This is a genomic window from Comamonas sp. AG1104 (assembly GCF_003350425.1).
Classification (GTDB): domain Bacteria; phylum Pseudomonadota; class Gammaproteobacteria; order Burkholderiales; family Burkholderiaceae_C; genus Comamonas; species Comamonas testosteroni.
Map to the genome: position 1 here is coordinate 311,509 of NZ_QQAS01000006.1, position 23,744 is coordinate 335,252.

The window sequence follows — 23,744 nt, forward strand, 5'->3', positions numbered from 1 at the left end:
AGGTCCCTGGACAACAATTGCTCAACATGAGTCTGTCGCGGCACGCAGAAGCGGTCGTTCGAGTCGGTAAACGGCGAGCCGCACAGTCGAGCGGCCGGATCCGAGGATGAAGCGGCTATTCAGGATCGACGGCATTCAACAATTGAAGTTGCCGTTCATACCCTATGAGGCATCGGTTGCTTTTCGCCGAATTGGTTACGCCGGGATGCCATGAACTGAGAGATGTTGACCCGGTGATCTGATACCTATGCGCCAAGTCTACTGTTTGTCCCCATCCTCGTATATCACCGAGCTATGGCGTGCTGCCAGCCCGATTTTCCTTCGGAAGCCCACTCTGCAATTCATGCTGAACTTTCATGAAGAGCACGGGCTTAAATGAAGCCTGCGGATGATGGACTTGCTCAGGGTTGTGTGCCGCAGAAAATTTCAATCCAGCGATAACCTAGGCGAATTTTCTGTTGTGCTTGAAGTTTGCGCAGTTCGACGTTGACTTTTTGGCGAGACGCTCCAACGGCATGCGCGAGATCACCTTGAGAGATGAGAAGCACGACATTGCCGTGAACAGGCTTTCCGTTTTCCGCTGCTATGCGTTGCAATGTCGCCCAGACTCTCGCATTGAGTGTCTCCTCCGCCCTGATAAAGATCATGTCGAACAATTCGTTCACGCGCAGACTTAGTGCACGTGCCACTGCCAAAGATGCCAGAGCATCGCTTGCCAAAACCTCGAGCAAGGGCTGACTTGGCAAGATTAGAAGTTCGACGTCTCCGGCTGCGACAAGGTCTACAGGCACAGGCGCATTTCCCAACACCGAACTAAAACCGCTGATTTCGCCTGGTTCCATCCAGCGCGTAAATTGCTCGGCCCCTCCTGCGGTGTAGCCCACAGAGCGCAGACGTCCTGACAACACAACCAGCACGTGATGTGCAGAGTCACCTCTTTTCTGAACGAGTTGGCCGTCGTGAAACGTTCTCTTGATGCCAATGGCACGAAGCCGCTGCATAGAGGGCTCAGGGAAGTTCGCAAGCCAATCCACGCGGTAACGGTCACCCGATAGACGCCTAGGGAAGTCGAGCTTGGTGTTCATCCGAACATTGTCACCTGAGGCGCAATTCAATTGACTGGTCGATTTTTTAATCCGTTTGCATACCGATTGTCGTAACGCTCTCTCCAACGGAACGGATTCCCATGATTCGAAAAAAATTGATCGCTCTCGCTATAGCTTCTGTATCGGCGCTATCCACTTCGGCTATGGCTCAGTCCACCGTCTTGCGCATACAGGACTATCCAGGCTTGGGCAACTTTCTGGTTCGTGTCGCCAATGCGAATGGACTCTGCGCAAAGCATGCCATCACGTGCGAATTGCGCAGCATTCCGCAGGCCCCGTTAGCGATGCAGACACTGCTGGCGGGAGATCTCGACGTCGCATTTACGCCTCCGGAGGTTCTTGTCCAGGCCGTGAACAAGGGAGCTGCAGTCAAAGTGATTGGCAGCGGAGCTCGCGGGCCCACATTCTTCCTCATGGCGGGAGCTGGCTTGGATACGCCCAATGCGGCCAAAGGATATCCGGCGATCATGCAGGATTTCAAAGGCAAGAAAATCGGTGTTACAGCAAGAGGCAGCGCAGCCGAGTTCCAGTTGGTGAGCCTGCTCAAGGGTGCAGGCATGTCTGCTCAGGACGTCACGATTGTTGCGGTCGGCTCGCCCAACACCGCCTTTCCTGCGATCTCGCAGAAGCAGATTGATGGGCTGATGCTTTTCACACCGATGGATGGCTTTTGCGAAGTGTCGAAGGTATGCCGGATGGTGGTTGATCCTCGCAAGGGGCAAGGTCCCAGTGATGTCCTGGAGACCAACGGAGCCTCGATGCTGCAAGTCGTGCGCGATGAATTTCTTCAGAAGAATTCTAAGGCGATAGAGGGGTATCGAAGGGCCATGATTGAAGCGAGTGAGTTTGCGCAGAACCCCGCAAACTTTGCGGCGCTGCTCAAGATTGCGCAAGACACCTTCAAGATCAATGTTCCGAATGGAGACCAGATTCTTGAGGTCTCGCTGCATAACTCTTTGCCCTCTTTGCAATTTCCTGTAGACCCCAAGGCCCTCCAGGATACAGCGAGGTATATGCAACGTACAGGCCAGATCAGCAAGGTGGTGGACACCTCTACGCTGCTGGTGCAGTGAGCGGAGGCGGATATGCCCATTCCCAACGCTCTTGCCTCCAGAGGGCCTGCGGTTGCCGTAGATGGCCTGCATTTGAGCTTCGGCGGCAACAAGCCGGTTCTGGCGGACATCTCTCTGAATATTGCCGAAGGCGAATTTGTCTCTCTCGTTGGCCCAAGTGGCTGCGGCAAGACAACCTTGCTAAATCTGTGTGCGGGCCTGCTCGAACACACGGGTTCCGGATTCATCAAAGTGATGGGTAGCCCTCCACGATGCGGTAATCCCCAAATCGGCTACATGCTCGCGCGCGATAGCCTCTTGCCGTGGTGCTCCGCCTTGGATAACGCCGCCTTTGGCGCGAAGATCAGAGGGCAAACCAAGGATCAAAGCATTGAACGTGCACGAAAAATGCTCGCCGAGGTAGGGCTTGCAGAGCATGCCAATGCGTTGCCGAAAGCGCTTTCACACGGCATGCGTCAGCGTACTGCGCTCGCACGGACATTTGCATTGGATGCACCGCTGCTCTTGATGGATGAACCATTTGGAGCACTTGATGCGCAAACCAAGTTGCAGCTTCAAGATTTGCTTCTGCGTCTCTGTCATCAGCACCGACAAACGGCTTTGTTCGTAACTCACGATTTGGCAGAGGCTGTCGCCGTTTCCGATCGCGTGATCGTGATGTCGTCCCAGCCAGGACGCATCATTGCAGACGTGCCGATTGACCTACCGCGACCTCGTTCAATTCGTGAATTGCAAAAGTCGCCACGTTTCCACGAACTCTTTGCGACTCTGTGGTCGCAGCTTGAATCGGGATGGGTACACCATGAAGGCTAATCGATTGCAATGGGTGCTCTGGCACATCGTTTTCATAGCCTTAATGCTGGGATTTGCCGAGATCGCCGCTTCGCGCAAATGGGTTGATCCGACATTTTTTGGACAACCACGTGGAGTACTTGCCTACCTTTGGGAAAACGTAAGAACAGCAAAGTTTTGGAGCGACCTAGGCTGGACTCTGACAGCTGTAGCAGCGTCTTTTGTGCTGGGCAGCCTAGCTGCATTCGCCGTTGGACTCATTTTTGTTCGTTGGCCTGCGATCGAGAAGTTCGCCGACCCCTACTTCAACGCGCTCAATGTGATGCCACGCATTGCTCTGGCACCGCTGTTCATTCTGTGGTTCGGCCTTGGAATAGGTAGCAAGATTGCCGTTGGCTGCTCGCTTACCTTCTTCATCGTTCTCTCTGCGACTGTGGCCGGCATCCGCGGGGTAAGCCAAGACCACTTGACGCTATGCAAGACGTTGGGGGCGAAAGCCGGCACAACGTTCTTCGAGGTCACTTTGCCTGGTGCGGTCCCCGTGATCTTTTCAGGCCTCAGGCTTGGGTTGATCTATGCCCTGCTCGGAGTTGTCGGTACCGAAATCATCGCAAGCGAAAAGGGCCTGGGCCAAACCTTGGCCTATCTCGGCTCCACCTTCGATATCAATGGCGTTATGGCTCTCCTGCTGGTACTCGCATTGCTAGGGGTTGGCATCGTGCGCTTCATGACCTGGCTTGAAAAACGCCTGCTGCACTGGCAATAAGCAGTTCCCTTACTACCCCTGCTATCCCTGAAAGGCATTGAACATGGCTAATACCACACCCATGGAGTTGATCGATATTGCTAGCCGCTACAAGCACATACAGCCGGTCCCCAGAATGCCGAACTTCGCGGCTTGGATCGAAGGCGTTGACCTCACGAAGCCTCTGACTGATGAAGTTAAGGCTGAACTTCGCCAGGCGTTGTTCGACTTTGAGGTCATCTTCTTTAAGCCGCAAACAATCACACCAGAGCAACACATCGCATTGGGACAGGTATTTGGACCGATCTCAAACGGCTCCTATTTCGACCGCAACGCGAATGTTCCCGAGATGGAAATGATCGTGTCCGACCGCGACCGACCGCCTGCCATCGACAACTGGCATACAGACCTCAGCTGGAAACTCAACCCCCCATTGGGAACAGCGATACAGATCACAGTGACTCCTCCAGCAGGAGGAAACACTTGCTGGAGCAGCACCAGCAAAGCCTATGAATGGCTATCGCCCGGCATGCAACAGTACTTGGAGCGGTTGAGTGCCGTGCACACCTGGGAGCAATCAGGCTTTCGTGAATACCTTGGAAAAAAGGGAGATGAAGCGCTCATCGCTGCAATCCAGGCGGGCAAGCCTGTCACACATCCTGTGGTTCGAGTGAATCCTGACTCTGGCCGTAAATGCATATTCGTGAATGCCGACTTCACCCGAAACATCATTGGAGTCGACCGCCATGAAGCTCGTGGAGTCCTTCACTTTCTGCTTGGCTGGCTACAGAGACCAGAGTTCATGGTGCATCACCAGTGGGAAGCTGGCGGCATTGCGATATGGGATAACCGGAGCACGCAGCACTACGCTGTCGCGGATTATTGGCCCCATCACCGGGTAAACCAACGAGTCACCTTCGATACACCGTCTTCATTGATGGGTTCCCAGGCTCAAGCGGCCTGAACTAGTCAGCACAGGCATCCGAAAAAGTCTTCCGTGCGCTCGATGCCCTCAGCAATGGCGTCTTGCTAGCTGATGCCCTGCAGGCGTTCCACGGGTACTCCAGTGATTTCCAGCTTAATGCGCGCCGCCTTCTTCGGCATGAGCAGACAAGGCGTGTATTTGACTCCGGAGGCTTTGTCGCAGCCGTCTTGACGGATTGGGGCGCAATCCTTCGGGCTGGTGGCAATCCCTGCCTCCAGGCCATCCAGTGAGCAGTGTGCCCCTTCCCTGTCCATGTCTGGCTCAAGTCTTGGAAATTGGAGCTTCTGGCCGCAGTCAGCGCAATGGATGCGGATCTCGAGGTTGAAGCTAGTGATCGCGCCGCCTAGCTTATCCTCCAGGCGCGCAACACCAACTGATGTCGCGAAGTTCATGTGAGCACATGTCATGCGAATCAAGAATAGTGAGACGGGTGTTGCTAATAATGGGGAACCGCCATGTAGGCGGTGGCTCAATGTGGCGTGGTGAGGATTTTTAGTATGAAGATACAAAAAGAAGACTTGGTAAAATGGGAAACAGATGAGCCGGGTTTAATTGTTGATCCACTCTTTATAAAGAAGAGAATTGCTGATGTAGAAAAGGCGTTGTTGATTCGCTTGCCAGATGAGTATTTGGATTTTATTCATCTGGTCGGCGATCAAGCATGTAGCCCACTGGATGAATTAGATAATTTTATAGCAATATATAATAAAATAACTAGGGTGGCTGTTATGGCTACCTTGTCTTCTACAGATAGAGTTGTGACTGCAACCAAATTATTGCAGGAGTCAGTTTATGATCATCGCTCATTGCTACCTAATGGATTAATTGCAATTGGTTCAGAATATGATGATGATGGTGATGCATATATTGTTTATGATGTGAGGCCTAAATCTCCTACCTACAGAAATTTATTTCATTGGCGATACTATGTAGACAACTTAATTGTGGGTGATGGATTGGGATTGTTGGCTCTATCATTAAGAGATTTTTTACATAAACCGGCATTGGAAAGTGAGCTCTGATTTATTGGGCTTTGTTGCATAAATAGGCCCCTGATTCGGATCGCCTCGGGCGATGAGTCATTGTTCGTCATCCAAGCCCCTCTAAAGCAGCATCAACTGGGCGTAATAGTTCGCTGCATTCACGGAACGCGGCTCCTTGACCATCCGTCAATGCCTGAAATGATCGAATACTTATCGCAGTCTTTCAGGTATTCGCTGAGTGCACCAGCGCCAGAGCCAAGAACATCAACTTGCAAAGGCTGTGTTTTTTGCAGCTGACATTACCAACATTGGTATCTGTGCAGGTTTTTGATTCGATTCGGCTATTCGTCGCTTCTGTCGAATTATTTTCCAACTTCTCTGCATGTTGTGCGCGGCCTTTGTCCGGGCCGGGATGCCATGCCGCTTGTTCTGCTTTGTCTTGCATATTGGTGGCTTCCAGAATGAGAAAAGCCCGCAGCGGCGGGCTGGTGCTGAGTGATTGCTCAGTTTGTGGTGATTGGACAGAATGCCTGCTTCAACGATAGCAGGGGCCATGTCGGCAGCTACTGCCGCTCCTGAATACTGATTTCTTTGGATCGACTGGTGGCCGATCTGCATGTCTAAGACGGAGTGGATTTCCTTGGCGTTTGCCGTGGGAACCGTGCTCCAGCACCTGTAGATCGCTTTGACGCCGTTGTCCGAAGGGGGGAACAGGCTTCCTATTCTTTCCAGCGGATAGCTTTCGGTGACCGCTGAAATCCAGTGTTAGCAACAGGGTACTCTCATGAGCAAAGCAAACTCTGCACAGTCCGTTCGTATGCGAATACTGGTGGTGAATACTCCGCCTGATGTTCGGTTTGCAGTGCAATGCGGTAGATCGGACTTGCTCGATCCAATGGATGGTCGGCACGAGCCTCTTCGGTTCGAGTTTTCGTTTCGTCTGGGTTTGCCCCTCTCGACGGGCGCAGTCAACTTCTTGGGGGAGTTCGCGCAGGGCCCGTCTTCTGACCGCTTCGTCTATCTCAATTCCGGCACCCTTGCGGGCCAGCCTGGCTCGCCCTGGACACGTCGTGCCAAGCTGAAGCTTGCGTCTATTCCCCCGACAGTCCTTGACACTGCTCTCTCCTCTGGAGGTGTCATTCAGGCCTGCGTTCAGGGGACGATGGGAGATGGCGGTCCGGTCTGTGCATCGTTGAAACCGCAGGCCGTCGTCTGGGGCGTTGTGCACGATGTTGCTTAACCTTCGGAATCAATCTGTACGTGCATGTTCTCTCCCTGAGTGAGAGAAGCCCGCTCAGCGGTGGGCCTCGGTTGAAATGGTGAGGTGCTCTGCGGTGGTTAGACCAGTCACTGGGGAGTCTGCGATGGCTTTCTGTCAATCCCTCTGAGGCTTCTTTTAAAGGTATTTCGTGGCCACTTTGCCCGATCCGCTGCGCGCTCCTGGGTTGTGAGCTGCTGGCTGACATCGACCGACTCATGGGCTACCTGCAACGCATGCCAGAGAATACGCAGCGCAGGGGCGGGTGGAGGAAGAATCGCGATGCGCAAGTGGTCAGTGATGTTGAGCTTGGTGTTTGGGCTGGTCGCTGTAGGCTGGGCTCTATGGCGGACTGGCGGCGGCGACGCGCGCGGCGAGTTCGATGCGCAGGCAGCTCACTCAACCATACAGATTCGTGCCTTGGAGGTGTTAAACGACAAAGTCAGCCCATCTCAGGCTTTGCCATATGCCCAAGGGTGGCTGTGGGTGCTGCAGCAGTACGGCGGCGATCGGGTATCGCGGCGCGAGCTGGACGGCAGCTGGGTTACTGTAGTCGGCGCGGGTGTGCGTGAGAGTGATGGAGGCCAAGCATCTCGATGCGAATGTTCAATCGCCCGACGGCATCGCCTTTGCACCTGACGACACTCTGTATGTGGCTGACACAGGCAATCACGTTATCCGTGCAGTGGACTTGGCGGCCGGACGCACTCGCCGCGTAGCTGGTGATGGTAGAGAAGGCAATGCCCAGTCGCTGGCCAAGCCGGAGTCGTTGCTACGTACGCCAGATGGTGCCTTATGGTTCATTGCTGGCTTGCACCGCTCACGCAAGGTCTATCGTCTGGAACCCGGAACCGGGCAGCTTGATGTGGCTTACGACCCAAGGAGGCAAGCTCTCAATGGGGTGGCAATGAAGGGGGCGGCTACATGGCAGACCTGGCCGCAGATGAACAAGGGCGTATCTACGTTGCTGACAACGCGAATATGCGCCTGCTTCGTCTGGATGCGTGGAATGGCCCGCCTGCCAATCCACGCACGCCTGCGGCAGCTGTGCTGGCCGGCAATGGCACATTGGGCGTTCTGCAAACTGACCGCCCATCCACAAACAGCTCGCTCGGATATATCACCAGCTTGGCGTTGGGCCCGGAAAGCCAAGTCTATGTGTACGAGGCCGCTGTTGAGAGGCACTTGGCCAGGCTTGACGCCGGTACGGGCCGCTTTGTGACCGTGTTACCACCCGAGACCTGGGTTAGGCAGCCTGAGCAAGCGCCTATGCGCTTGCATCTGCGGCAGGCGCGTCTGCGCGTGGGTAACGAAGGAGTGCTGTATCTTGCAGATCGCTTGAACCACCGAGTGCCATTGTTGACACCGTGAATGAGCGCAGGAACATGATCCTGAAGGATCCAGGGACCGCGTGTAATACAGCGTAGCCAGTCACAGCTAGCGTCATAGCCGGCGTATGTGGCCCAGCACCCGCAGATCGCGTTGCTAGCTTTCGGTCATACGGTAAATGATCATGCTCTTGAACATCGGGACTCCATAAGTGAAGAACCCGCTGAGTGCGGGTTCGGTGGTTTTCTTGCTGCACTGCAATATTTCGGGATGCAGGCAGGCACAAAATTGACTTCGGATAGCAAATTTGGTTATCGGAAATGCTGTTTGTGTGTCATGTCATGAAAACAAAAGCCATTGCGTTCCTACTGGCGTCCATCTGTTTTGCCACCCTGTCTGACAAAGCGAGTGCGAAAGACACCAGCTCAATTGCCAAAGATGTGCAGAAGGCTGCTGCCGATAGCTTGACCGGGGCCGTCTCCGACTGCTGGAGAGAGCCTCGTGACTTCTGTCTCTATCTGGACTTCGCGTCACATCGCCTTGCGGTCAACGCAACGTACACAGGAATTACGCTGGACGAATATTTCTACACTTCTTCCGTTTCTCAGCGAGGGCGCACTTGGCTCGCTCCAAACGGTCGTGGACAACTGGCGAATGACCAGTATTTGTATGCAGTCGATCAAGTGATGAACCGCACATTGGTCGCGCATCGGGACAAGATGTTCAAAGGCAGTCCCTGATCCCTTGCTGCCTGTCAAAGCCTTTCCTTGAGGCAATGTAAGGGCTTGTCATCCAAGCACCCATGCTTACATGTCCGTGCAGGCGAGCCCATCGCGCAGTGTCTTTACGGGAAGATGGCTCATCAGCCTGTGCTGGAGTGCCTGCCAGCCAGGCCAGTACCGTGCAGATGCCAACGATCAGGGTCAGGCGTTCGACAATCGTTTTCATGCTTTCCTTCGAGGCGCCTAACTAGATAGAAGGCGCGAGCAGTTTTCAGAATTGAGGTGAGCGCACTCACATGGGTCATGCATCGGGCGTGAGGGCCGTCGACTAGGCAGAAGAGGCCGAAGCCGGTGAGGGCCCATTGCGCAGCGATCAGCAGTTTTGTCGCCAGGGTGTGTTGGGTGATGAATGCATGGAATCTGTGGGTAAAGAAAAAGCCCGCGAGCACTTGCTGCGGGCTTGAACAAAGAGCCGGTGCCCTTTCGGGCATGCCTGGGAATGGTCAGAAAGGGAGGGGGAGGGGATCCCGGGCCCGGCGTAACAGGTAGATGGCGTCGAATTCTGCATGGTGGAGCTTGGGCCATCAAGTCGCGTTTCGCCTACACCAAAGGGGGAGCTCCATCTGGTGCGACCACTGTCACCACGGTGCGGAAGCCGCGCCGTGCTCCTAATCGACGGCAGCCCAGGCAAGATCCTGATTGAGTAGTCCCCGTTTAGCCTTGCGGGGGAGGGCGCATGCATACAGCATGCTGGTTAGCTGCTTATATTTTTCATTTCCAAGTTGGGAACCTATCCTCGATCGGCGGAAAAAAAAAGCGCCTCATGCGAGGCGCTTTTGCTGAGCCAGCAATAGGATCAGTGGTGCTGCTTGAAATCCAAGCCCTTCTTTACCGCATCTCGCATGCGCTGGTCCCGATCGTCGCCAGAAACAGGCTTGCTGAGGCGGTCTTCAATTTTTGCCTCGGACTCAGGGAATGAAGGAAGCTCCGAGCGAGTTGCAGTACCTTTGGGCAGGTATGCAGGCTGTGCCTGGAAGTACACAAACAAGGTCACTACCGTTGCCAGAAGGATCCAAACCTTCTTCAGTCTCCAGCTCAAGCCAAGACCTATTGCCGCGATCACGAAAGGCAGAAGGTTAAAGAGCAGGGTCATTTGCCAATGCTCACCATGGGAACCGCATCACCCAATGTTGTAGTGGGTAATTGACCATTCCATTTTTCGATCCAGGCACGATCATTTTCCAGCTTGCGCAATTGAAGAACGCGACTGTCTACGGATTGGGCCAGCACCGATTGAGACATGGCTTCCGTTTCCGCCTTTTCCTTGTCAATCGCTCGCTGCAGGCGGGCTTCTTGCAGTTCACGCTCTAACTGCGCCTTGGAAATCGCCAACTGAGCTTCTTCTTTTTGGATCGCTTCGCGGCGCTCTGCGGCTGACTCCTGAGCATCGGTGATGATTTTTGGGTACTTCAGATTGGTAATGCCCACAAAGCGAACAGAGAATGGGGTCAACGACTCAATGGCCTTGCCAAGTTGTACCCGCAAATCTGAGTTGATCTTTTCATTACTCGAAGCAATTTCACTGATGGAGAGCTTGCTCAGGTATTCGCGTACCTCGGCTTGAATGATTTGGCTGGCATATGTGCGATACACCTGCTCGTTTGCAATGGTGGAAATATCTCCCGTCACCTCTGTTGGCGCTACAGCATTGAACAGCTCAGCCGTTTTCTTTGGATTAATGCTTAAAGTTGCACGGATGGTCACTTCCAGATTCAGCTTATCTTCAGGTATGAAGATGTTCATGCTCTCCTGATAGGCCTTGTCTGATACATCCAGCAAAACCAAGCGATCACAGTATGCCCAGCACTGACCCAGGCGAAATTTGGAGGTGGGGATCAAGCTTTCCTGATAGCCATCTTTGGTCATGATCTTGCCAACATGTGCAGGCGGAACCTCCACTTTTTGACCGCATGCTCCTAATACAAAGGCAGCAGCTACCGCTGCCAAACTGGTCTTGTGCTTCTTCAGTGACTTCAAATCGAGCCGCCTCCTTCGCAGCTATAAAGGTGAGATTGAAACAAACTGCAGCGCTGTATGCAAGGTTCTATTTTGAAACCCCGGATGTGTCCGAATGGCCCGCTTGGCCCTGCGGGGAAAGGCATGCGCATGCCGCATGCAGACTAAAAGCTCGAATTTCAAAATCTCCGGGCACAAAAAAGCCACCTCAAGGGTGGCTGGTAAAAGAAAAACCGCTCAGGTCGGGCATGGGTTAATCGATGAAGCCGAGGTCGCGCAGCGCTTCCGTCTCCTGGGTGTACTCGGCATCCTCGATCAGCAGCACACCGTCAGGCCCATACACATTGCGCTGGGGCGCGCCTATGGCTTGCTCTATGCGTTCGACTTTGTAGCCGTGCCGCTCCCATATCTCGGTGGTGTTGATGCGTGTCATGGACTCACTTTACTCAAACTGAAGCCCTGCAAGCAAGGCTTTGGTTTTAACAACTGCTGCCACTCAGACTGGCGCAGAGGCGACTTTCGGATGCCTGTGAATGCTTGACACTGATCGCTGCACTTGATGAAAGCCACATCGTATGTACATACAGCCGCTTTTTGCCATTTCTGAAATCAGTGAGTTGCAGCAGGTCATGCATGACTACCCGCTCGCGACATTGATTGCGGAAGGTGCTGGCGAGGTGGAGATCAATCTGCTGCCACTGCTGTTGATGAAGGCGGGTTCGTTGGGACGGCTCAAAGGGCATGTGAGCAAGAGTCATCACTTGTTTTCAAAGGGTCACAGCATCAAGACAGTGACTGCGATCTTCCAAAGCCCGAATGCCTATATCTCGCCCAGGTGGTATATCAACGGGCAGCGAAGCGGGCGAAATGCCCCGAGCTGGAACTACATGGCTGTTCAAGCGCAGGGCCGCATTCGATTTATCGATGATGTGTTGTGGATGCGTGAGCACCTGGATGCCTTAACTCATTCCCAAGAGGCGTTGAGGGAAGAAGCTTGGTCACCAACTCAAGCGGATCCCGAGTTCTTGGGGGCTGTGGCGGCGCGGCTCATCGGCTTTGAGGTGGACATAGAAAACCTATCTGGCAAGAGATTTTTGTCACAACAGCGCACAGCCGCTGATCGGGACAGTCTGATTCAGCACTTGGCTCAGGATCGAGGACCTGGCGCAGCTGCGGTCTCCAGACTTATCAAGCCTTAGCAAGTGCCATGAGCAGGCAAACCGCAACGCCCTGAATCAAGGCGCTCTGATTTGTGCCCTGACGTTGCTCTGGGGCTGGCGCTGTTTGCGTAGATGCGTGCATGTGGCATGCGTCATCTGGTGTAAGAGGGCGGGGGACTTCTCAAGCCATCGGCCAGTGCTGACTTTCGTACGGGTTCCATGCTTGTCTGTGCGTGGCAGTTGCTGGACCGGGGCATCCGGCTTATTCATCTCGCATGTGTTCTTCTGCGCAGTGCGCGGCTGCCTGGTTAGGATGCTTTCGCGGACATCGAATCAGCCGTGCTCTGCTCTCACGCGTTGCACTTCTTTCCGTGAGCCTTCGCCGCTGGGTCCAACTGTGCCAGCTGAAGGCCTTGGGTCTGATCGCTGACCTGCACTGCCAAGGGGCCTACGTGCTGGTGAAGTCGGTCAAGCTCCAAGACTTCAATTGCACGAAGCCTGTCATTCGCTATGACGAAGATTTCTTCTACGTGGAGAAAGACGTGGAGGTCATCGAGGACATGAAGGGCGTGCTGACCACTGAATTCACGCTCAAGCGCCATCTGATGAAGGCGCTGCTGGGCCTGGAAGTGAGGGTCGTCAAGTGATCCAGGCGTCGAGCCCCGCATTCTTTGGCAAGGTCGTCCCCCTGGCTGGCCAGCGCAAGCCGCCCACCACATCAGGCATCGCAAGGCTGGAGTGGGCAACCTATGACCGAGAGATGGGCGGACGCTACCTGATCAAGCGCTGGATGGAAAACCGTTGCTGCAATCCGGTGCAGTTGGGCCGCAGCACCGTCTGCATGGTCGACAGCTACGGCAACCTGGTGGTTGTAGAGAACAGGGGGGCGCATGGCGCTGAAGCGCATCTACATCGGCTTGCCTGAGTTCAACTACCCGGCATTTCATGCCGCAGCTGCGGTGTTGCGTGCTCAAGGCCATCACGTTGAGAACCTTGCTGAGAACCCACAGCAGGCTGTGGCACATGGCAGGGCCTTATGCGTAGTCTCTTCGCCAGATAACGGTTTGCGACTACCTCTAAATACTGTCTGGCTGGCGCAGCTCGCGCGGCGCTCGTATCGAGCATGAGCTGGCGCGGTATCTCGACCTGGTGGTGCAGGACTTTAAGGATAAGGAGTGCACTGACGCTGAACCGCTTGAACGCCGCATGTGTGCAATCAAAAAGATGGGAGAGCTGGATGCGCCAAACGCAACCATCCAGCGGTTGCTGGGGCGTTAAATGGCACGATCGTGGAAAAAGGCTTGGCTAATAGGAGAGGGCCGCTGGCTAGCTAAAACGCTGCAAGCCCCTGCTTGTCAGCGCCCCACGATGAAGAGACGGTACAGCGATTCACTGCACCATGAGATGAATGATAAACGCAATTGAGAATCGTTTGCAAGTAACTGAGAGTAACGCAAGACTTAAGAAGGAGAGGGGCTGATGCGCAGAGACGTGAATTTGAATGTGCCCCAAGAGCTACAGCGGGTTGAGGAGTCGCTGGAGAAGTACGGCCCGCTGGGCTCAGGACCGCTGGAAGAAGCAGCGATGCGCCAACGCCGAAGGGAGGTATCAGCCGTTATCGCAGAGAGGTCGTGATGAAGAGCAATTTATTCCGGACGGGAGCGCGAGACAGGTCCAACTGGCGCTGTAAGCATGTGCTCATGCAGTTTCGTCGCGTGTTGTTTGATATCCATGTACTACAAAGAACCACCCTTTGGCAGCAGGAATGCTCCTTCGGCTTAAGTGCCGCTTGGGAGTACAGCCGTATCTAGGACGTCAGGCAGCTCTGACTGACTAAGTGGTATTGCTTCGCGAAACTGAGGAGTTAGCCTTGGTTGCCAGTTGCCAGTTGCCAGTTGCCAGTTGCCAGTTGCCAGTTGCCAGTTGCCAGTTGCCAGTCGGAGGCGTGACCAAACAAAAAGCCCGCTAGGCTTGCCTGCGGGCTTTGTTCTAAGTTGACCGGGTTAGTTCTTGCTAAATTTCATTTCATCTTGTCCGCGAGTCCCGGTAATAGTGCCGTCGGGCTGCAGCTGCAATTTGACATTCGTGTCTTTGCAGCCAGTGAGAACTTCAGAATGACGAGCTGTAAAACGCATTTCTTTGTGTGACACGCTTTTGACTTCAATAGGGGCTGCTGTCCCTACGCAAGGGTCCAACTTGCGCCGAATCAGCGTTTGCCACGTTCCACCAGTTTCGGTGATGACCACGTCTGCTTGTAGTGGTCGACCTTCCTTGTTCTCCCATGTCACGATCCATCTGCCCAAGAATGGATTCTCACTTTGGGCAATCGCTGGTGAGATGCAGTTCAACACGCTTAACCAGGCAAGGATGGTTGGTGCAGGTCGGATACTTGTTTTCATCTGACGCTCCATGGGTTGGTAGAACGTCAATATCGAATATGAAGCTGAGATGTGCAGTACCTTGTTCTAGTCAAAGGTGATCTGAAGCGCTCGAATTTTTGCCATCTGGCTGTCATATTTCAAAGGCAAGATGCACATCGCTGGGTTCTGGTTGTAGCACCGAAAGATGGCTTAACCCCTGGCGCCAATTCTTAAGCCCTGGCCTAAACAGCCAGGGCTTTTCGTTTGCCTCCTGCCAGTCGAACGCTGGTTCTGCCTCGACAGCTTTTTTATTCCCAGTTCGCGGCCACCGAGCATGTTCGACGATCATGCAGATTGCTGAAGGGGCATATCACTCGGTGGCGGCACCTATGTCTGTGACAAAACAGAAAGGGCCTACTAGGTAGGCCCTTCACTCACTGAAACTTTCCGATAGAAGAGGGTGTAAATGAACTTCAGTCGTGATCTCTCTCTGGATGGAGCTTCTGGTGAGCGAGTCAATTCTGATCTTCTCGCGTAAAAGGTTGGTAGGTGTTATCCCTTGGATTTCTGTAGAAATTCCGTTTCAGCAATGGCGGAAAACATATCGACTCTAAGACCTTCAAGCTTTAGCTGCCCGTGCTGGAAGGAAGGTGAGTGCCCTCGCTGCAGACCAGGGTCTGATATATCGGGAAAACAGTAAGAGAGATTCAATTGTGAACATCGCAGGCTTCGTACTCTTAGCGGCTGTCGCGGGTTCCTCCGTGGCATGAACCATGAATCGTCATGCCTTGATTGCGGAGGCTGTTCGGGTGTTGCCGTCTGAGATGCCCACGACTAGGCAGAGGAGGGCGGGTATGGATTCAGTCAATCCAAGCCACAAATGGATGTGGGCGCGTTCAAGCCTCGTGAGGCCGTGAAGTGCAGACAGACAAAAGGGGTTAGACCTTTTGATCTAACCCCTTGTCATTTGGTCGGAGCGGCGGGATTCGAACTCGCGACCCTCTGCTCCCAAAGCAGATGCGCTACCAGGCTGCGCTACGCTCCGAAGGCTGCTAATGTAGCTTGAAATTGGGCTCGGAATTCTGAAATTCACGTTCGGTTCGACACAAATAGCTCCCTGCTACATGCTGCTGAGGCCCTGCATTGGCGCTGTTGCATAAATCTGATTGAAGCTGAGTTGCCCCTGACCCCAGACGCAGCTATGCCACGGTGACCGTCTGAGGGCGGCCCAGCTCTGTGAATCGATTGAGAATGGCAGCACGGATATGCAGCTCATTGATCTGGCGCTCAAAGGTTCTGGACATGACCCGCTCGCCCAGTCGTTTGATGCAGTTCATCTTGCTCTGCACCAGGTTTCGCCGGTGATAGCCACTCCACACTTTCCATATCCTTCGACCCAAACGTTTGCATACGGCGAGCGCCGCATTGCGATACGCGAAGGCATCGCCTTTGCGTATCCGGGCGTTCTTTCTCGGAGGAATGATGGGGACTGCGCCCCGTTGAATCACGCCTCATGCACGGGCTGTGTGTCATAGGCCCCACCACCGGTCAAACTGAGCACGGCTTCGTTGAGAGGGACTTGCTCCAGTAGGTCCGCGACGACAACCGCATCACTTACTTCATTGCTCGTTACGCAAATTGCCCGTATTTGCAATGTCTGCGCATCAATGCCGATGTGCAGCTTGCGCCATTGACGACGGCGTTCAGCGCCGTGCTTTTTGCATTTCCACTCGCCTTCACCCAAGAACTTGATACCCGTCGAGTCCACGAGCAAATGCAGCCCTGCTTGGTTGGAGTGATATGGAACTTGGACCTGCAAGCTACGCTGGCGGCGGCAAACTGTGCTGAAGTCCGGCGTGGGCCAATGCAGTCCTGACAAATGCAAAAGGGACTCCACCATGCCCATGGCTTGGCGCAGTGCCAAGCCGAACAGATTCTTCATAGTCAGGCAAAACTGAATGGCTGCATGCGAGAACTTCGGGCTTCGCCCGCGTTTGCCGCTGGCCGCGGCAAACCATTGCATGCGCTTGTCGAGCCAGATGGTCAACGAGCCTCGTGACTTCAAGGCTGCGTTGTAGCTGGGCCAGTTGGTGGTGCGATAACGAGGTTTGCTGAACTGGCTCATGACGCAAGCCTACGGCCTGCGGCACAGCGATTTATGCAACAACGCCGTGGCCAATGATCAGTACTTGCAAACTGTCGATCAAATGATGGTCCGCGCATTGGTAATACAGCGGGACAAGATGGTTGACGACCGACCTTGAGATTCGTCAGGGCCTTTCTTTGAGGCACTGCACGGTTTTCTCATCCAGCCACTCCGCATGCATGCCCGGGCAGGCGAACTCATCGCGCAGGCTTTGAGTAACGGTTTGGGGTTCATCGGCTTGGGCATCAGGCGCAGACAACCATGCTGCGAGAAGCAGGGCGCCAACGATGACAAGTAGGGAATCAACAATCGTCTTCAGCATGAGGATCTCGTTTCATGTGGTCGACGACCATGTGAGCCGAATGATTGAGGTTGAGGGCACTTTGCGCCGCGTGGTCAGTGGGGTGTTTGAGATGGTGAAGGGGTACCTTGCCCCGAGACCTGTCTATTTCTCTGACCTTGATGATGGGCAGACGTTATTGAGGTGGGTGACCAGCAACTGCGCGCGTGGCCCCGTGAGCTGCGCATCATCGGCCTGCGCACCAGCGGGAATGCCCAGCAGTTTGGCTCGCTGCAGTTACAGCACGATGTGGGGATGCTGGCACAAGACCAGGCGCTGCAGCAGGTGGCGGTGCGCCGGGAGCAGGCGGCGCGGATTAAGCAGCTTGAGGATGAGTGTGCGGCTTTGCGAAGGCAGGCGGCGAATGCAGAGCAACCTGCAGCTCAGAACGATTTGCAGGCGAGTCTGCTGTAGGGCGGTTTACCAGCCTTTGCGGTCGTAGCGCTCGGCGCGCATCCCGGAGCATCAAATGGTCACTATCATGGCTACGGTTAATTCTTGATTATCCGAGCGACAACAGCGTTTGATTTGTTGTCTCAAGCTGAATTGGCGTCCGCAGAAGAACCGCACCTTAAGGTTTTCGGTCGGTAAACCACCCTGTGGTGGGCTTGGATCTCAAGGCGGGATGCCTGGTGGGGCGGCGACCAGCGTGCTGCCTGTCTCTCGGTCTTTCTTCAATTTTTGAGTCTCGCATACATGGCATTCATGATGGAAGATGTCCCCGAATCGGGGCCCACCTCTCTGGCGAAGGAGCATTGGATGCTCGTCGAGTGGGTCAAGGCGTCTCGGGTCGGGGTCGTCGAGTACCTCCGCCACCGGATGATTGATCCAGTCCTGCTCGCGGCGCTTTACTACATCGAGGGCTTCGGCATGGGTGATGGCAAACTCTTCGCTCTCGTGCGCGGCGATGCTATCTATGTGGCTTATGTTCGCTGGGGCAATGCGCTGTGGGTTGGAAGCCCTTCTGTGGGCCACGTTCAGGAGGTCAGCTTTCCGGAATCCACGCCGATGAGTCGTGGGGCGATCGAGGGCCTGTTCACCGATGCACTTGGTGACTACTTCGAGGCCCACTCCGTCATGAACCGATACACATGGGAAGACCCCGGAGGGGTGACTTTCGACTGGAGCGCCACCCGGTGGGTGGTCCGACCTAGGAAATATTCGCTGCTGTATTGGCGCAGCAAGTTCGCCAAGAGGTGGGGCGGGTTCCGGGCGCGCCTGTGGCCGCAGATCTGGACTTTCATCAGCAGCCCGCTGGTTGCGGCGCTATCGCTCACAGCATTGGACTGGGCGGGCAACCGCTGGCCCATGGTCTTGGTCGGTGTGTGGCTGGTTTTGCGATTGTCGCAGTACGAGGCGCATTGGCGCCTTGGAGACTGGATGATCGGTCGAAAGAAGTTCCGCGACCCCTTGGAGATCTTCCGTATCTTAGGTCGCCTACAGGAGTCTCCACCACTGACAGCCCTGACAGTTCGCGTCGAGCCGGTGGAGGGTGATGCGATGGCACGGCTCGTCCGGGTCTTCAATCGGAGCTGGGTGCCGGTGACATTCGTCTCTATCTCCGCCGACGCGCTAGCCGATCTCCTCGCGCCGGGGCTGATCGCGCAGATGCGCAGGGAGGCCGGTCAGGGCGGAATCGACATGAAGGAGGTGGAGCGCATGTTTCCGTCGATGACAAAGAGGTGGCTCTGGCCGTTGCAATCGTTCGAGCGTCGCTACCATCTGTTGGACGGGTTTCCTTCCTCAACTCGACCCAGCCGGATAAAAGCCACTGTCAGCATTTCTCGCCTCGTGTCGGGGGAGCCTAGCCGCGGACTGGCATTCTTCCTCCTCGAAGTCGAAGATGCAGAGCCTTCAGCCTCACCCAGCCCGTGAAGAGAAGGTACTGGAATGTGGGTGGGCTTGTGTCGGGCCTTCGCGCGACATGGTTGCGGACCATAAAAGTGGGGCCGTACCGGGCATGACAATGCCCAAACTTTCCATGGACTCAGACGGTCAGTCTGGAGCAGACCCGCATTCAGGCCGGCGGCGAAGCGATCCGCGCCTTTGTGGCGACCCTCAACGCCGAGACTTCCAAGGTGGAGCTCTACAAGGCGCGCACCCAGGGCGAGGCCATCAAGCAGGATGCCTATAAATCCCAGGTGCAGGCCGATAGCGCCTTTGTCAGCGCCCAGGCCTAGCGCGCCTGGGTGGCGATTGCCCAGACCCAGGCCAAGATTGCCGCCAAGGGCCTGGAGTGGGATGGCTGGAAGGCGCGCCTGTCGGCCGAGGTGGCCAAGATGGATGCAGCGGCCAAGCAGTCGGCCATCCTGGTGGACGGCTACAAGGTGAGCGCCAGTGCCATCGAGGCCAAGGCCGCGAGCTTCATGCGCCGTTGGGAAGCGGACATCAAGCAATACGAGGCGGGCTCCAACATCAGCCTTCAGACGGCCAAGCTCAATGCCGATGTGGCAATCCAGAGCAATGCCGTGCGCCTGGAGGCGGCCAAGATTGGCATCACGACTTCGGCGCAGCGCGTGGCCAGCGCCTGGAGCAGGGTATCGGCGTCGGTCGGTATCTCTGGCGGCGTCAGCTGGGGCTATAGCGGATCGCTGGATCAGTGAGGAGGGCTGGGAACGACCCAATGCCGTAGTTCGCTGCCGCCCTTTGCGGCCATACTATTTCTGATGAGACAGACGTACATAGCCCAGTCAACTCATTGATCATCGGGCATATGCAGCCGCGTTTGTGAGCACCAGAACGCCCCACGTTAGTCCAACTAGCGTGGCAAGGATAATGAGTGCAATCACTACTGATGTCCGAGTATTCGCAATCGCCGCATATCCCGCCATGCACAAACAAAAGGCAGCAGGGACTAGCCCGATGCCCATGGCGCCAACCATCGAGAACGCAAGAAGTCCGCAGCCGTAGATCAGTACAAGCAGCCATCGCGTCAGGGACCATGCGATCGGAAGCTTGGACAAACCTGGCGATTCATTCGCGTTTAACGCAGGCATCCTTCCCCGATGGAGGATCATGCTGCGCAACCCAATCGCGGCAAGCAAAGCGGCCAATGCCCCCCCGATTACAAACACTGGCCATTGTTGGAATGCAATGTGACTTACTGCCGTCTCATCGAGACTTCGACCTTCAAAGACCAATTCGAACAGATTCATTCCAAATATTGCGACTACCAATATGAATACACCGGATGCGCGTCGAAACCAGTAGCGAGGCGGGCGTGGACCGCGACTTGTCGTATGCATGATTCAGCAGAAGGGGGAGAAATAGTCCTGAAATTTGCGCTCGTCCCGTGCGACGGTACTCGTTGGCTGCTACGTCTCCTCACATTTGAATAGCACTTGGACTTCGGGTCAAATCTAGATGGCTGCTTTCGGCCGACCTGCGACTGCCGCTGACCGACCCGTTGCAGTCGTTCGCTTACTGCTTGGCAATGACAGCTTCCAGAATCAAACCGCTGTCAACGGTTCTGATTCAAAAGCGCGATGCAACAATGTCAGGAAATCAGGTGCTGACGGCAGATTGACAGAGCCAATGTGGCGCACTTCGACAGCTGGCGTCCACGAATTCATGACCGCTGCTCCCTGAAGCGTAGTCAACGAGTCAATAGTGATGTGCTGAAAACGCTGCGGTACACCCAACCGCTCCAGTTGGCGCATCACGATGGCCATCGTCGTTCCACGCAGCATTTTTGCCTTCGGCCACACAACGCTCTTGCCATCCCAGAAGACCAGATTCCAGATGCTCGCCTCACTCAGCCGCCCTTGGTTGTCGATGAACACAGTGTCATCAAACCCATGTTCAACGGCCTTGCGCTGAAACCATGTTTTTGCAATTTCCCCAACATGCTTGATTTCGGGCACGACTCTCTCGTAGTTCACGATATCCAGCACCAACGGCCCCTGAGGGCCATCGGATGGTGGCGACGTTCGCACCAGCATGTGCAGCGGCGCATCATTGCCGGGAGGCGTGAACTCCCCCGCAGACGAATAGACGGTTGCAGTCAAGGAAAAGTCGCCGTCGTTTCTCGTCTTCAGTGCAGACGCCAGATAGCTTTTGACCGCCTCATCGCTCAAGGCACAGCCGAACATGGCCAGTGAAGCTGCATGCAAGCGCTGAAGATGAACATCCAAGCCCCGCACTTTACCGCCTCTTACTTGCAGGGCGGTGAAGTGGGCATAGCCTGCGAAAGCCAATGGACCCAATGCCTCCGCAGTTGCAGGACGCCCATTGCGCTGCACGGTCGCGTCATTGGAGGGTGGGTTGCTAATATCTGCCATCTTGAACTCCGTTGCTGGTGAAGCTCGGAGGTTAAACTTTGACAGTGCTGTCAAGGTCAAGGTGTTTTTGAAAAGAGGATCGAATGCGGATTGGAGAGCTGGCTCGACGAAGCGGTGTCAGTGAGCGCATGTTGCGCTACTACGAGCAGCAAGGACTCCTGCGACCTGCCCGCACCGATGCGCACTATCGAGAGTATGGAGACGTAGAGCTTTTGGCCGTGATGCGTATTCGCCAGCTCAATGAATCTGGGTTGAAATTGAATGCAATCCGCATTTTGTTGCCCTGCATGGTTGATGGCCCTGCCACCTTTGAGCCTTGCGACGAAATCCGTTCCGTTCTCACCGAAGAACTGGCGCAGTTGGAGAAAAAGCTTCGCGATCTGAAAGAGAGACGGAATATTGTGGCTAGCTACCTAGCATCGTTGAGCTTTCCTTAACTCTAAAGTGGGGGCCTCGAAAGATGTGGAGCACTGCGACCTCCGCTTTGTAGACTGCACCATACGTCAGCAGATAGGACGATCCGGTCTTCTTCCTGTGTGAGAGGCGACGCTTAGCAGCGCAAATCCAGCGACCGCAATTGGCCGTTAGCGGCTATTTCCAGCACCCCTCTAGGGTTCGACCGCCGAGCTAGCCCCCGGAACACTCCGGGGCATGAAAAAAGCTCTCGCATCAATGCTGGCGCTGCAGGGCATTCACCAGCATCTGAGTGCCGAGCAAAAACAGGACATTGCCATCGCGGCCGTGCAAACCACGCCAGGAGCCGCATCAGCGGGCGCAGCGCGACTGGGCGGACTTCCTCTCAGTGATTGGGCAGTGGTGGCAACCATCGCCGATGTGGCGCTGCAGGCGGCCTATCTGATTTGGAGATGGCACCGTGATTACATGCATGAGCAGGCTCGCCAGGAACTGCGTGATAAGGCCAAGGCTGCCGTAGGGGGCACGCCATGAGCAAGATCCCATCGCAGCTGCGCACCAGCATCGGCGCCTTGCTGGTGTTGACCGGCTGCGATGCCCACGACAAGGCAGAGGAGAGTGGCTGAAAGCATAGACCTCCAAATCTAAAAGCCGACGCAACGAAATCATTGTGCAGTCTCTTCACTTGCTAAAACCGGAACACATGCCGGAACAGTTCCCGGAATGTCTTCAAAAGTTATAGCATTGCATCTTTGGTGCTCCGAACCGGAGTCGAGCCGGCACGCCTTGCGGCGGGGGATTTTGAGCCCCCGTCAGATCAACATTTTTGTAGCCCATTTCGCCACAGAAGAGACAATTTGCTAAATAGCAAAGGAGCAAAACGATTGGCTGAACGCAAATATGGGGAGTCTGCACCCGCAACCGATACCACACTTGCCGGCGTGGACTGGTACGAAAAGGAGCTTCGTGATCAGCGCCATGAACGCACGCTATTCCTTGATCTCGATATCAGCGAGTCGCACAGCCAGGGCATGGTGTTCGAGGATTGCACCTTTCGGCGCGCGCGCTTCAACGCCTCAAAACACCAGGATTGCGCCTTTGTGAACTGCACTTTCATTGGCTGCGATTTCTTCGACAGTAGCTTCAAAGACTGCAAGCTGGTCGGCAGCATGTTCGATAGCTGCAAGTTTGGCCATATGCAGGTGCAGGGTGGTGACTGGGCATTTGTGGGCCTGCCAGGTGCCGATCTGCGCAGCGCTGCCTTTACAGGAACACGCCTCCGAGAAGCGGACCTGACCGGTGCTCGCTGTCAGGGGGGGTCTCTGCGCGACATAGACTTGTCTGGTGCTTGGCTCCATAGTGCCGATTTGAGTGGCTGTGACCTGCGCGGCAGCGATCTGAGCGCAGTAGAGCCTGAGAACGTACAGCTGAAGGGGGCGATCATTACTATTGATCAAGCAGTTGCCCTGGCAGAAGCCCTGGGTGCGGACGTACGCGCTTCCTGACGTGACGGCGCTGGATCAACTACGGATCTAGGGTAAGCCGAGCACCTCGTGAGGTTTGCGCCAATCCTATGGTGCGACTGCCTGTGAATCGTGCCAAAGTCCTATCTTGCGCGCCGCTGCCTCTTGCTCAGCCAACTCGTATTGCCCCCAGTTCGCCACATCGGGCTGTTAGGGGGCGCCGTCTGAGGCCCCGACAACAAGGCAGATGAGGACTGAGGCGAGCATGGGGCAAAGGCGGAGAGGGTTGTTATCCAGTGCATAATAACGACCGGTCATATCAAACGAGAAATGACCGATGCGGAGCGCTCCGCAAATCTAGGTTGAGGCTAGATCCAGAAAACCTAGTGGAATCAAGCATCTGCCCGTAGCTCAGTTGGATAGAGCAACAGCCTTCTAAGCTGTGGGTCACAGGTTCGATCCCTGTCGGGCAGGCCAAGTGAAAAAAAGCCCATTCATGCAATTGCATGAATGGGCTTTTTGTTTCTGCATCAGCAGTGTGCCGCAGAGTGTTTCTAAGACTCTGCGATCTT

28 protein-coding genes, 2 tRNA genes and 2 pseudogenes are annotated in these 23,744 nt (G+C 55.1%); 20 read left to right on the forward strand and 12 right to left on the reverse strand.

What is annotated here, in order from left to right; all coding sequences use genetic code 11:
* Positions 1–401: 401 nt before the first annotated feature.
* Positions 402–1,085 (reverse strand): Crp/Fnr family transcriptional regulator, encoded by a 684-nt coding sequence (locus tag DFO48_RS18890; RefSeq protein WP_003077090.1) that lies wholly within the window; start codon positions 1,083–1,085, stop codon positions 402–404.
* 101 nt (positions 1,086–1,186) lie between these two features.
* On the opposite strand from DFO48_RS18890, the gene DFO48_RS18895 reads away from it, so the two are divergent.
* The 4 genes from DFO48_RS18895 to DFO48_RS18910 are packed head-to-tail and all read left to right on the forward strand — an operon-like array spanning position 1,187 to position 4,680.
* Positions 1,187–2,179, forward strand: a complete 993-nt coding sequence (locus tag DFO48_RS18895; protein WP_003077092.1) for an ABC transporter substrate-binding protein — start codon at positions 1,187–1,189, stop codon at positions 2,177–2,179.
* Positions 2,180–2,191: 12 nt separating this feature from the next.
* On the forward strand, positions 2,192–2,992 hold the full coding sequence (locus tag DFO48_RS18900) for an ABC transporter ATP-binding protein (protein ID WP_003077094.1): 801 nt from the start codon (positions 2,192–2,194) through the stop codon (positions 2,990–2,992).
* The gene (locus DFO48_RS18905) at positions 2,982–3,737 is read left to right on the forward strand and encodes an ABC transporter permease (RefSeq protein ID WP_003077096.1); all 756 of its coding nucleotides are present in this window, start codon (positions 2,982–2,984) and stop codon (positions 3,735–3,737) included. Before DFO48_RS18900 ends, DFO48_RS18905 begins: the two co-directional genes overlap by 11 nt.
* Before the next feature lie 43 nt (positions 3,738–3,780).
* A complete protein-coding gene (locus tag DFO48_RS18910; RefSeq protein WP_114864433.1) occupies positions 3,781–4,680 on the forward strand; it encodes a TauD/TfdA family dioxygenase in 900 nt (299 codons plus the stop codon).
* 65 nt (positions 4,681–4,745) lie between these two features.
* Here DFO48_RS18910 and DFO48_RS25500 read toward each other — a convergent pair whose 3' ends face one another.
* A complete protein-coding gene (locus DFO48_RS25500) occupies positions 4,746–5,093 on the reverse strand; it encodes a hypothetical protein (RefSeq protein ID WP_003077100.1) in 348 nt (115 codons plus the stop codon).
* A 105-nt stretch (positions 5,094–5,198) separates the two neighbouring features.
* Here DFO48_RS25500 and DFO48_RS18920 point away from each other — a divergent pair, with 105 nt between their 5' ends.
* Positions 5,199–5,723 (forward strand): SMI1/KNR4 family protein, encoded by a 525-nt coding sequence (locus DFO48_RS18920; RefSeq protein WP_114864434.1) that lies wholly within the window; start codon positions 5,199–5,201, stop codon positions 5,721–5,723.
* Positions 5,724–5,907: 184 nt separating this feature from the next.
* Here the strand turns inward: DFO48_RS18920 and DFO48_RS25215 are convergent, their stop codons facing one another.
* Complete coding sequence (locus DFO48_RS25215) at positions 5,908–6,129, reverse strand: hypothetical protein (protein WP_147282760.1); 222 nt, start codon at positions 6,127–6,129, stop codon at positions 5,908–5,910.
* A 372-nt stretch (positions 6,130–6,501) separates the two neighbouring features.
* On the opposite strand from DFO48_RS25215, the gene DFO48_RS25705 reads away from it, so the two are divergent.
* The 4 genes and pseudogenes from DFO48_RS25705 (at position 6,502) to DFO48_RS18935 (ending at position 9,011) form a co-directional block, all read left to right on the forward strand.
* Positions 6,502–6,924, forward strand: coding sequence for a DUF5990 family protein (locus tag DFO48_RS25705; RefSeq protein ID WP_114864435.1), 423 nt, complete (start codon positions 6,502–6,504; stop codon positions 6,922–6,924).
* Positions 6,925–7,519: 595 nt separating this feature from the next.
* A pseudogene (locus tag DFO48_RS25900) lies at positions 7,520–7,612 on the forward strand (hypothetical protein); the annotation flags it as partial.
* A 254-nt stretch (positions 7,613–7,866) separates the two neighbouring features.
* Complete coding sequence (locus tag DFO48_RS25710) at positions 7,867–8,313, forward strand: hypothetical protein (RefSeq protein ID WP_003077107.1); 447 nt, start codon at positions 7,867–7,869, stop codon at positions 8,311–8,313.
* 299 nt (positions 8,314–8,612) lie between these two features.
* A complete protein-coding gene (locus DFO48_RS18935) occupies positions 8,613–9,011 on the forward strand; it encodes a hypothetical protein (RefSeq protein ID WP_233506458.1) in 399 nt (132 codons plus the stop codon).
* 838 nt (positions 9,012–9,849) lie between these two features.
* Here DFO48_RS18935 and DFO48_RS18940 read toward each other — a convergent pair.
* From DFO48_RS18940 to DFO48_RS18950, 3 genes are all read right to left on the reverse strand, one after another.
* Positions 9,850–10,146, reverse strand: coding sequence for a hypothetical protein (locus tag DFO48_RS18940; RefSeq protein WP_114864438.1), 297 nt, complete (start codon positions 10,144–10,146; stop codon positions 9,850–9,852).
* Positions 10,143–11,030: an SPFH domain-containing protein gene (locus DFO48_RS18945; protein WP_233506459.1), complete on the reverse strand. Its 888-nt coding sequence runs from the start codon at positions 11,028–11,030 to the stop codon at positions 10,143–10,145. The genes DFO48_RS18940 and DFO48_RS18945 overlap by 4 nt, the downstream gene beginning before the upstream one ends.
* Positions 11,031–11,262: 232 nt before the next feature.
* The gene (locus DFO48_RS18950; protein WP_003077114.1) at positions 11,263–11,442 is read right to left on the reverse strand and encodes a hypothetical protein; all 180 of its coding nucleotides are present in this window, start codon (positions 11,440–11,442) and stop codon (positions 11,263–11,265) included.
* 142 nt (positions 11,443–11,584) lie between these two features.
* Between DFO48_RS18950 and DFO48_RS18955 the strand changes: the two genes are divergently transcribed.
* The 3 genes from DFO48_RS18955 to DFO48_RS18965 all read left to right on the forward strand — a co-directional run bounded on the left by DFO48_RS18955 (position 11,585) and on the right by DFO48_RS18965 (position 13,094).
* The gene (locus tag DFO48_RS18955) at positions 11,585–12,208 is read left to right on the forward strand and encodes an FMN-binding negative transcriptional regulator (RefSeq protein WP_114864440.1); all 624 of its coding nucleotides are present in this window, start codon (positions 11,585–11,587) and stop codon (positions 12,206–12,208) included.
* Positions 12,209–12,540: 332 nt separating this feature from the next.
* On the forward strand, positions 12,541–12,816 hold the full coding sequence (locus DFO48_RS25810; protein WP_114864441.1) for a DUF1064 domain-containing protein: 276 nt from the start codon (positions 12,541–12,543) through the stop codon (positions 12,814–12,816).
* On the forward strand, positions 12,813–13,094 hold the full coding sequence (locus DFO48_RS18965; RefSeq protein WP_003077119.1) for a hypothetical protein: 282 nt from the start codon (positions 12,813–12,815) through the stop codon (positions 13,092–13,094). Before DFO48_RS25810 ends, DFO48_RS18965 begins: the two co-directional genes overlap by 4 nt.
* A 1,078-nt stretch (positions 13,095–14,172) precedes the next feature.
* Here DFO48_RS18965 and DFO48_RS25220 read toward each other — a convergent pair.
* The 4 genes and pseudogenes from DFO48_RS25220 to DFO48_RS18985 form a co-directional block, all read right to left on the reverse strand.
* Complete coding sequence (locus DFO48_RS25220) at positions 14,173–14,568, reverse strand: hypothetical protein (protein ID WP_147282761.1); 396 nt, start codon at positions 14,566–14,568, stop codon at positions 14,173–14,175.
* Between the two features lie 929 nt (positions 14,569–15,497).
* Positions 15,498–15,574 (reverse strand) — tRNA-Pro (locus DFO48_RS18975).
* A gap of 154 nt (positions 15,575–15,728) precedes the next feature.
* Positions 15,729–16,654, reverse strand: a pseudogene (locus DFO48_RS18980) (IS5 family transposase).
* A gap of 145 nt (positions 16,655–16,799) precedes the next feature.
* The gene (locus DFO48_RS18985; RefSeq protein WP_003077122.1) at positions 16,800–16,997 is read right to left on the reverse strand and encodes a hypothetical protein; all 198 of its coding nucleotides are present in this window, start codon (positions 16,995–16,997) and stop codon (positions 16,800–16,802) included.
* Positions 16,998–17,159: 162 nt separating this feature from the next.
* On the opposite strand from DFO48_RS18985, the gene DFO48_RS18990 reads away from it, so the two are divergent.
* The 4 genes from DFO48_RS18990 (at position 17,160) to DFO48_RS19000 (ending at position 19,618) form a co-directional block, all read left to right on the forward strand.
* Complete coding sequence (locus tag DFO48_RS18990) at positions 17,160–17,429, forward strand: hypothetical protein (RefSeq protein ID WP_003077123.1); 270 nt, start codon at positions 17,160–17,162, stop codon at positions 17,427–17,429.
* 282 nt (positions 17,430–17,711) lie between these two features.
* Positions 17,712–18,890, forward strand: coding sequence for a hypothetical protein (locus tag DFO48_RS18995; RefSeq protein WP_114864442.1), 1,179 nt, complete (start codon positions 17,712–17,714; stop codon positions 18,888–18,890).
* 173 nt (positions 18,891–19,063) lie between these two features.
* Positions 19,064–19,195, forward strand: a complete 132-nt coding sequence (locus tag DFO48_RS25815) for a hypothetical protein (RefSeq protein ID WP_255413107.1) — start codon at positions 19,064–19,066, stop codon at positions 19,193–19,195.
* A 9-nt stretch (positions 19,196–19,204) separates the two neighbouring features.
* Positions 19,205–19,618: a hypothetical protein gene (locus tag DFO48_RS19000; protein ID WP_114864443.1), complete on the forward strand. Its 414-nt coding sequence runs from the start codon at positions 19,205–19,207 to the stop codon at positions 19,616–19,618.
* A 99-nt stretch (positions 19,619–19,717) separates the two neighbouring features.
* Here the strand turns inward: DFO48_RS19000 and DFO48_RS19005 are convergent, their stop codons facing one another.
* Together DFO48_RS19005 and DFO48_RS19010 are read right to left on the reverse strand one after the other, a co-directional pair.
* The gene (locus DFO48_RS19005; RefSeq protein WP_114864444.1) at positions 19,718–20,170 is read right to left on the reverse strand and encodes a hypothetical protein; all 453 of its coding nucleotides are present in this window, start codon (positions 20,168–20,170) and stop codon (positions 19,718–19,720) included.
* Between the two features lie 294 nt (positions 20,171–20,464).
* Positions 20,465–21,295 carry an aminotransferase class IV family protein gene (locus DFO48_RS19010; RefSeq protein WP_114864483.1) on the reverse strand — a complete coding sequence of 277 codons (831 nt, stop codon included), beginning with the start codon at positions 21,293–21,295 and terminating at the stop codon, positions 20,465–20,467.
* Positions 21,296–21,378: 83 nt separating this feature from the next.
* On the opposite strand from DFO48_RS19010, the gene DFO48_RS19015 reads away from it, so the two are divergent.
* From DFO48_RS19015 to DFO48_RS19035, 4 genes are all read left to right on the forward strand, one after another.
* The gene (locus DFO48_RS19015) at positions 21,379–21,732 is read left to right on the forward strand and encodes a MerR family transcriptional regulator (protein ID WP_114864445.1); all 354 of its coding nucleotides are present in this window, start codon (positions 21,379–21,381) and stop codon (positions 21,730–21,732) included.
* A gap of 214 nt (positions 21,733–21,946) precedes the next feature.
* Positions 21,947–22,243: a hypothetical protein gene (locus tag DFO48_RS19020; RefSeq protein ID WP_233506463.1), complete on the forward strand. Its 297-nt coding sequence runs from the start codon at positions 21,947–21,949 to the stop codon at positions 22,241–22,243.
* 350 nt (positions 22,244–22,593) lie between these two features.
* Positions 22,594–23,214, forward strand: a complete 621-nt coding sequence (locus tag DFO48_RS19025) for a pentapeptide repeat-containing protein (RefSeq protein ID WP_003077133.1) — start codon at positions 22,594–22,596, stop codon at positions 23,212–23,214.
* Between the two features lie 358 nt (positions 23,215–23,572).
* Positions 23,573–23,649, forward strand: a tRNA-Arg gene (locus tag DFO48_RS19035).
* Positions 23,650–23,744: the final 95 nt, after the last annotated feature.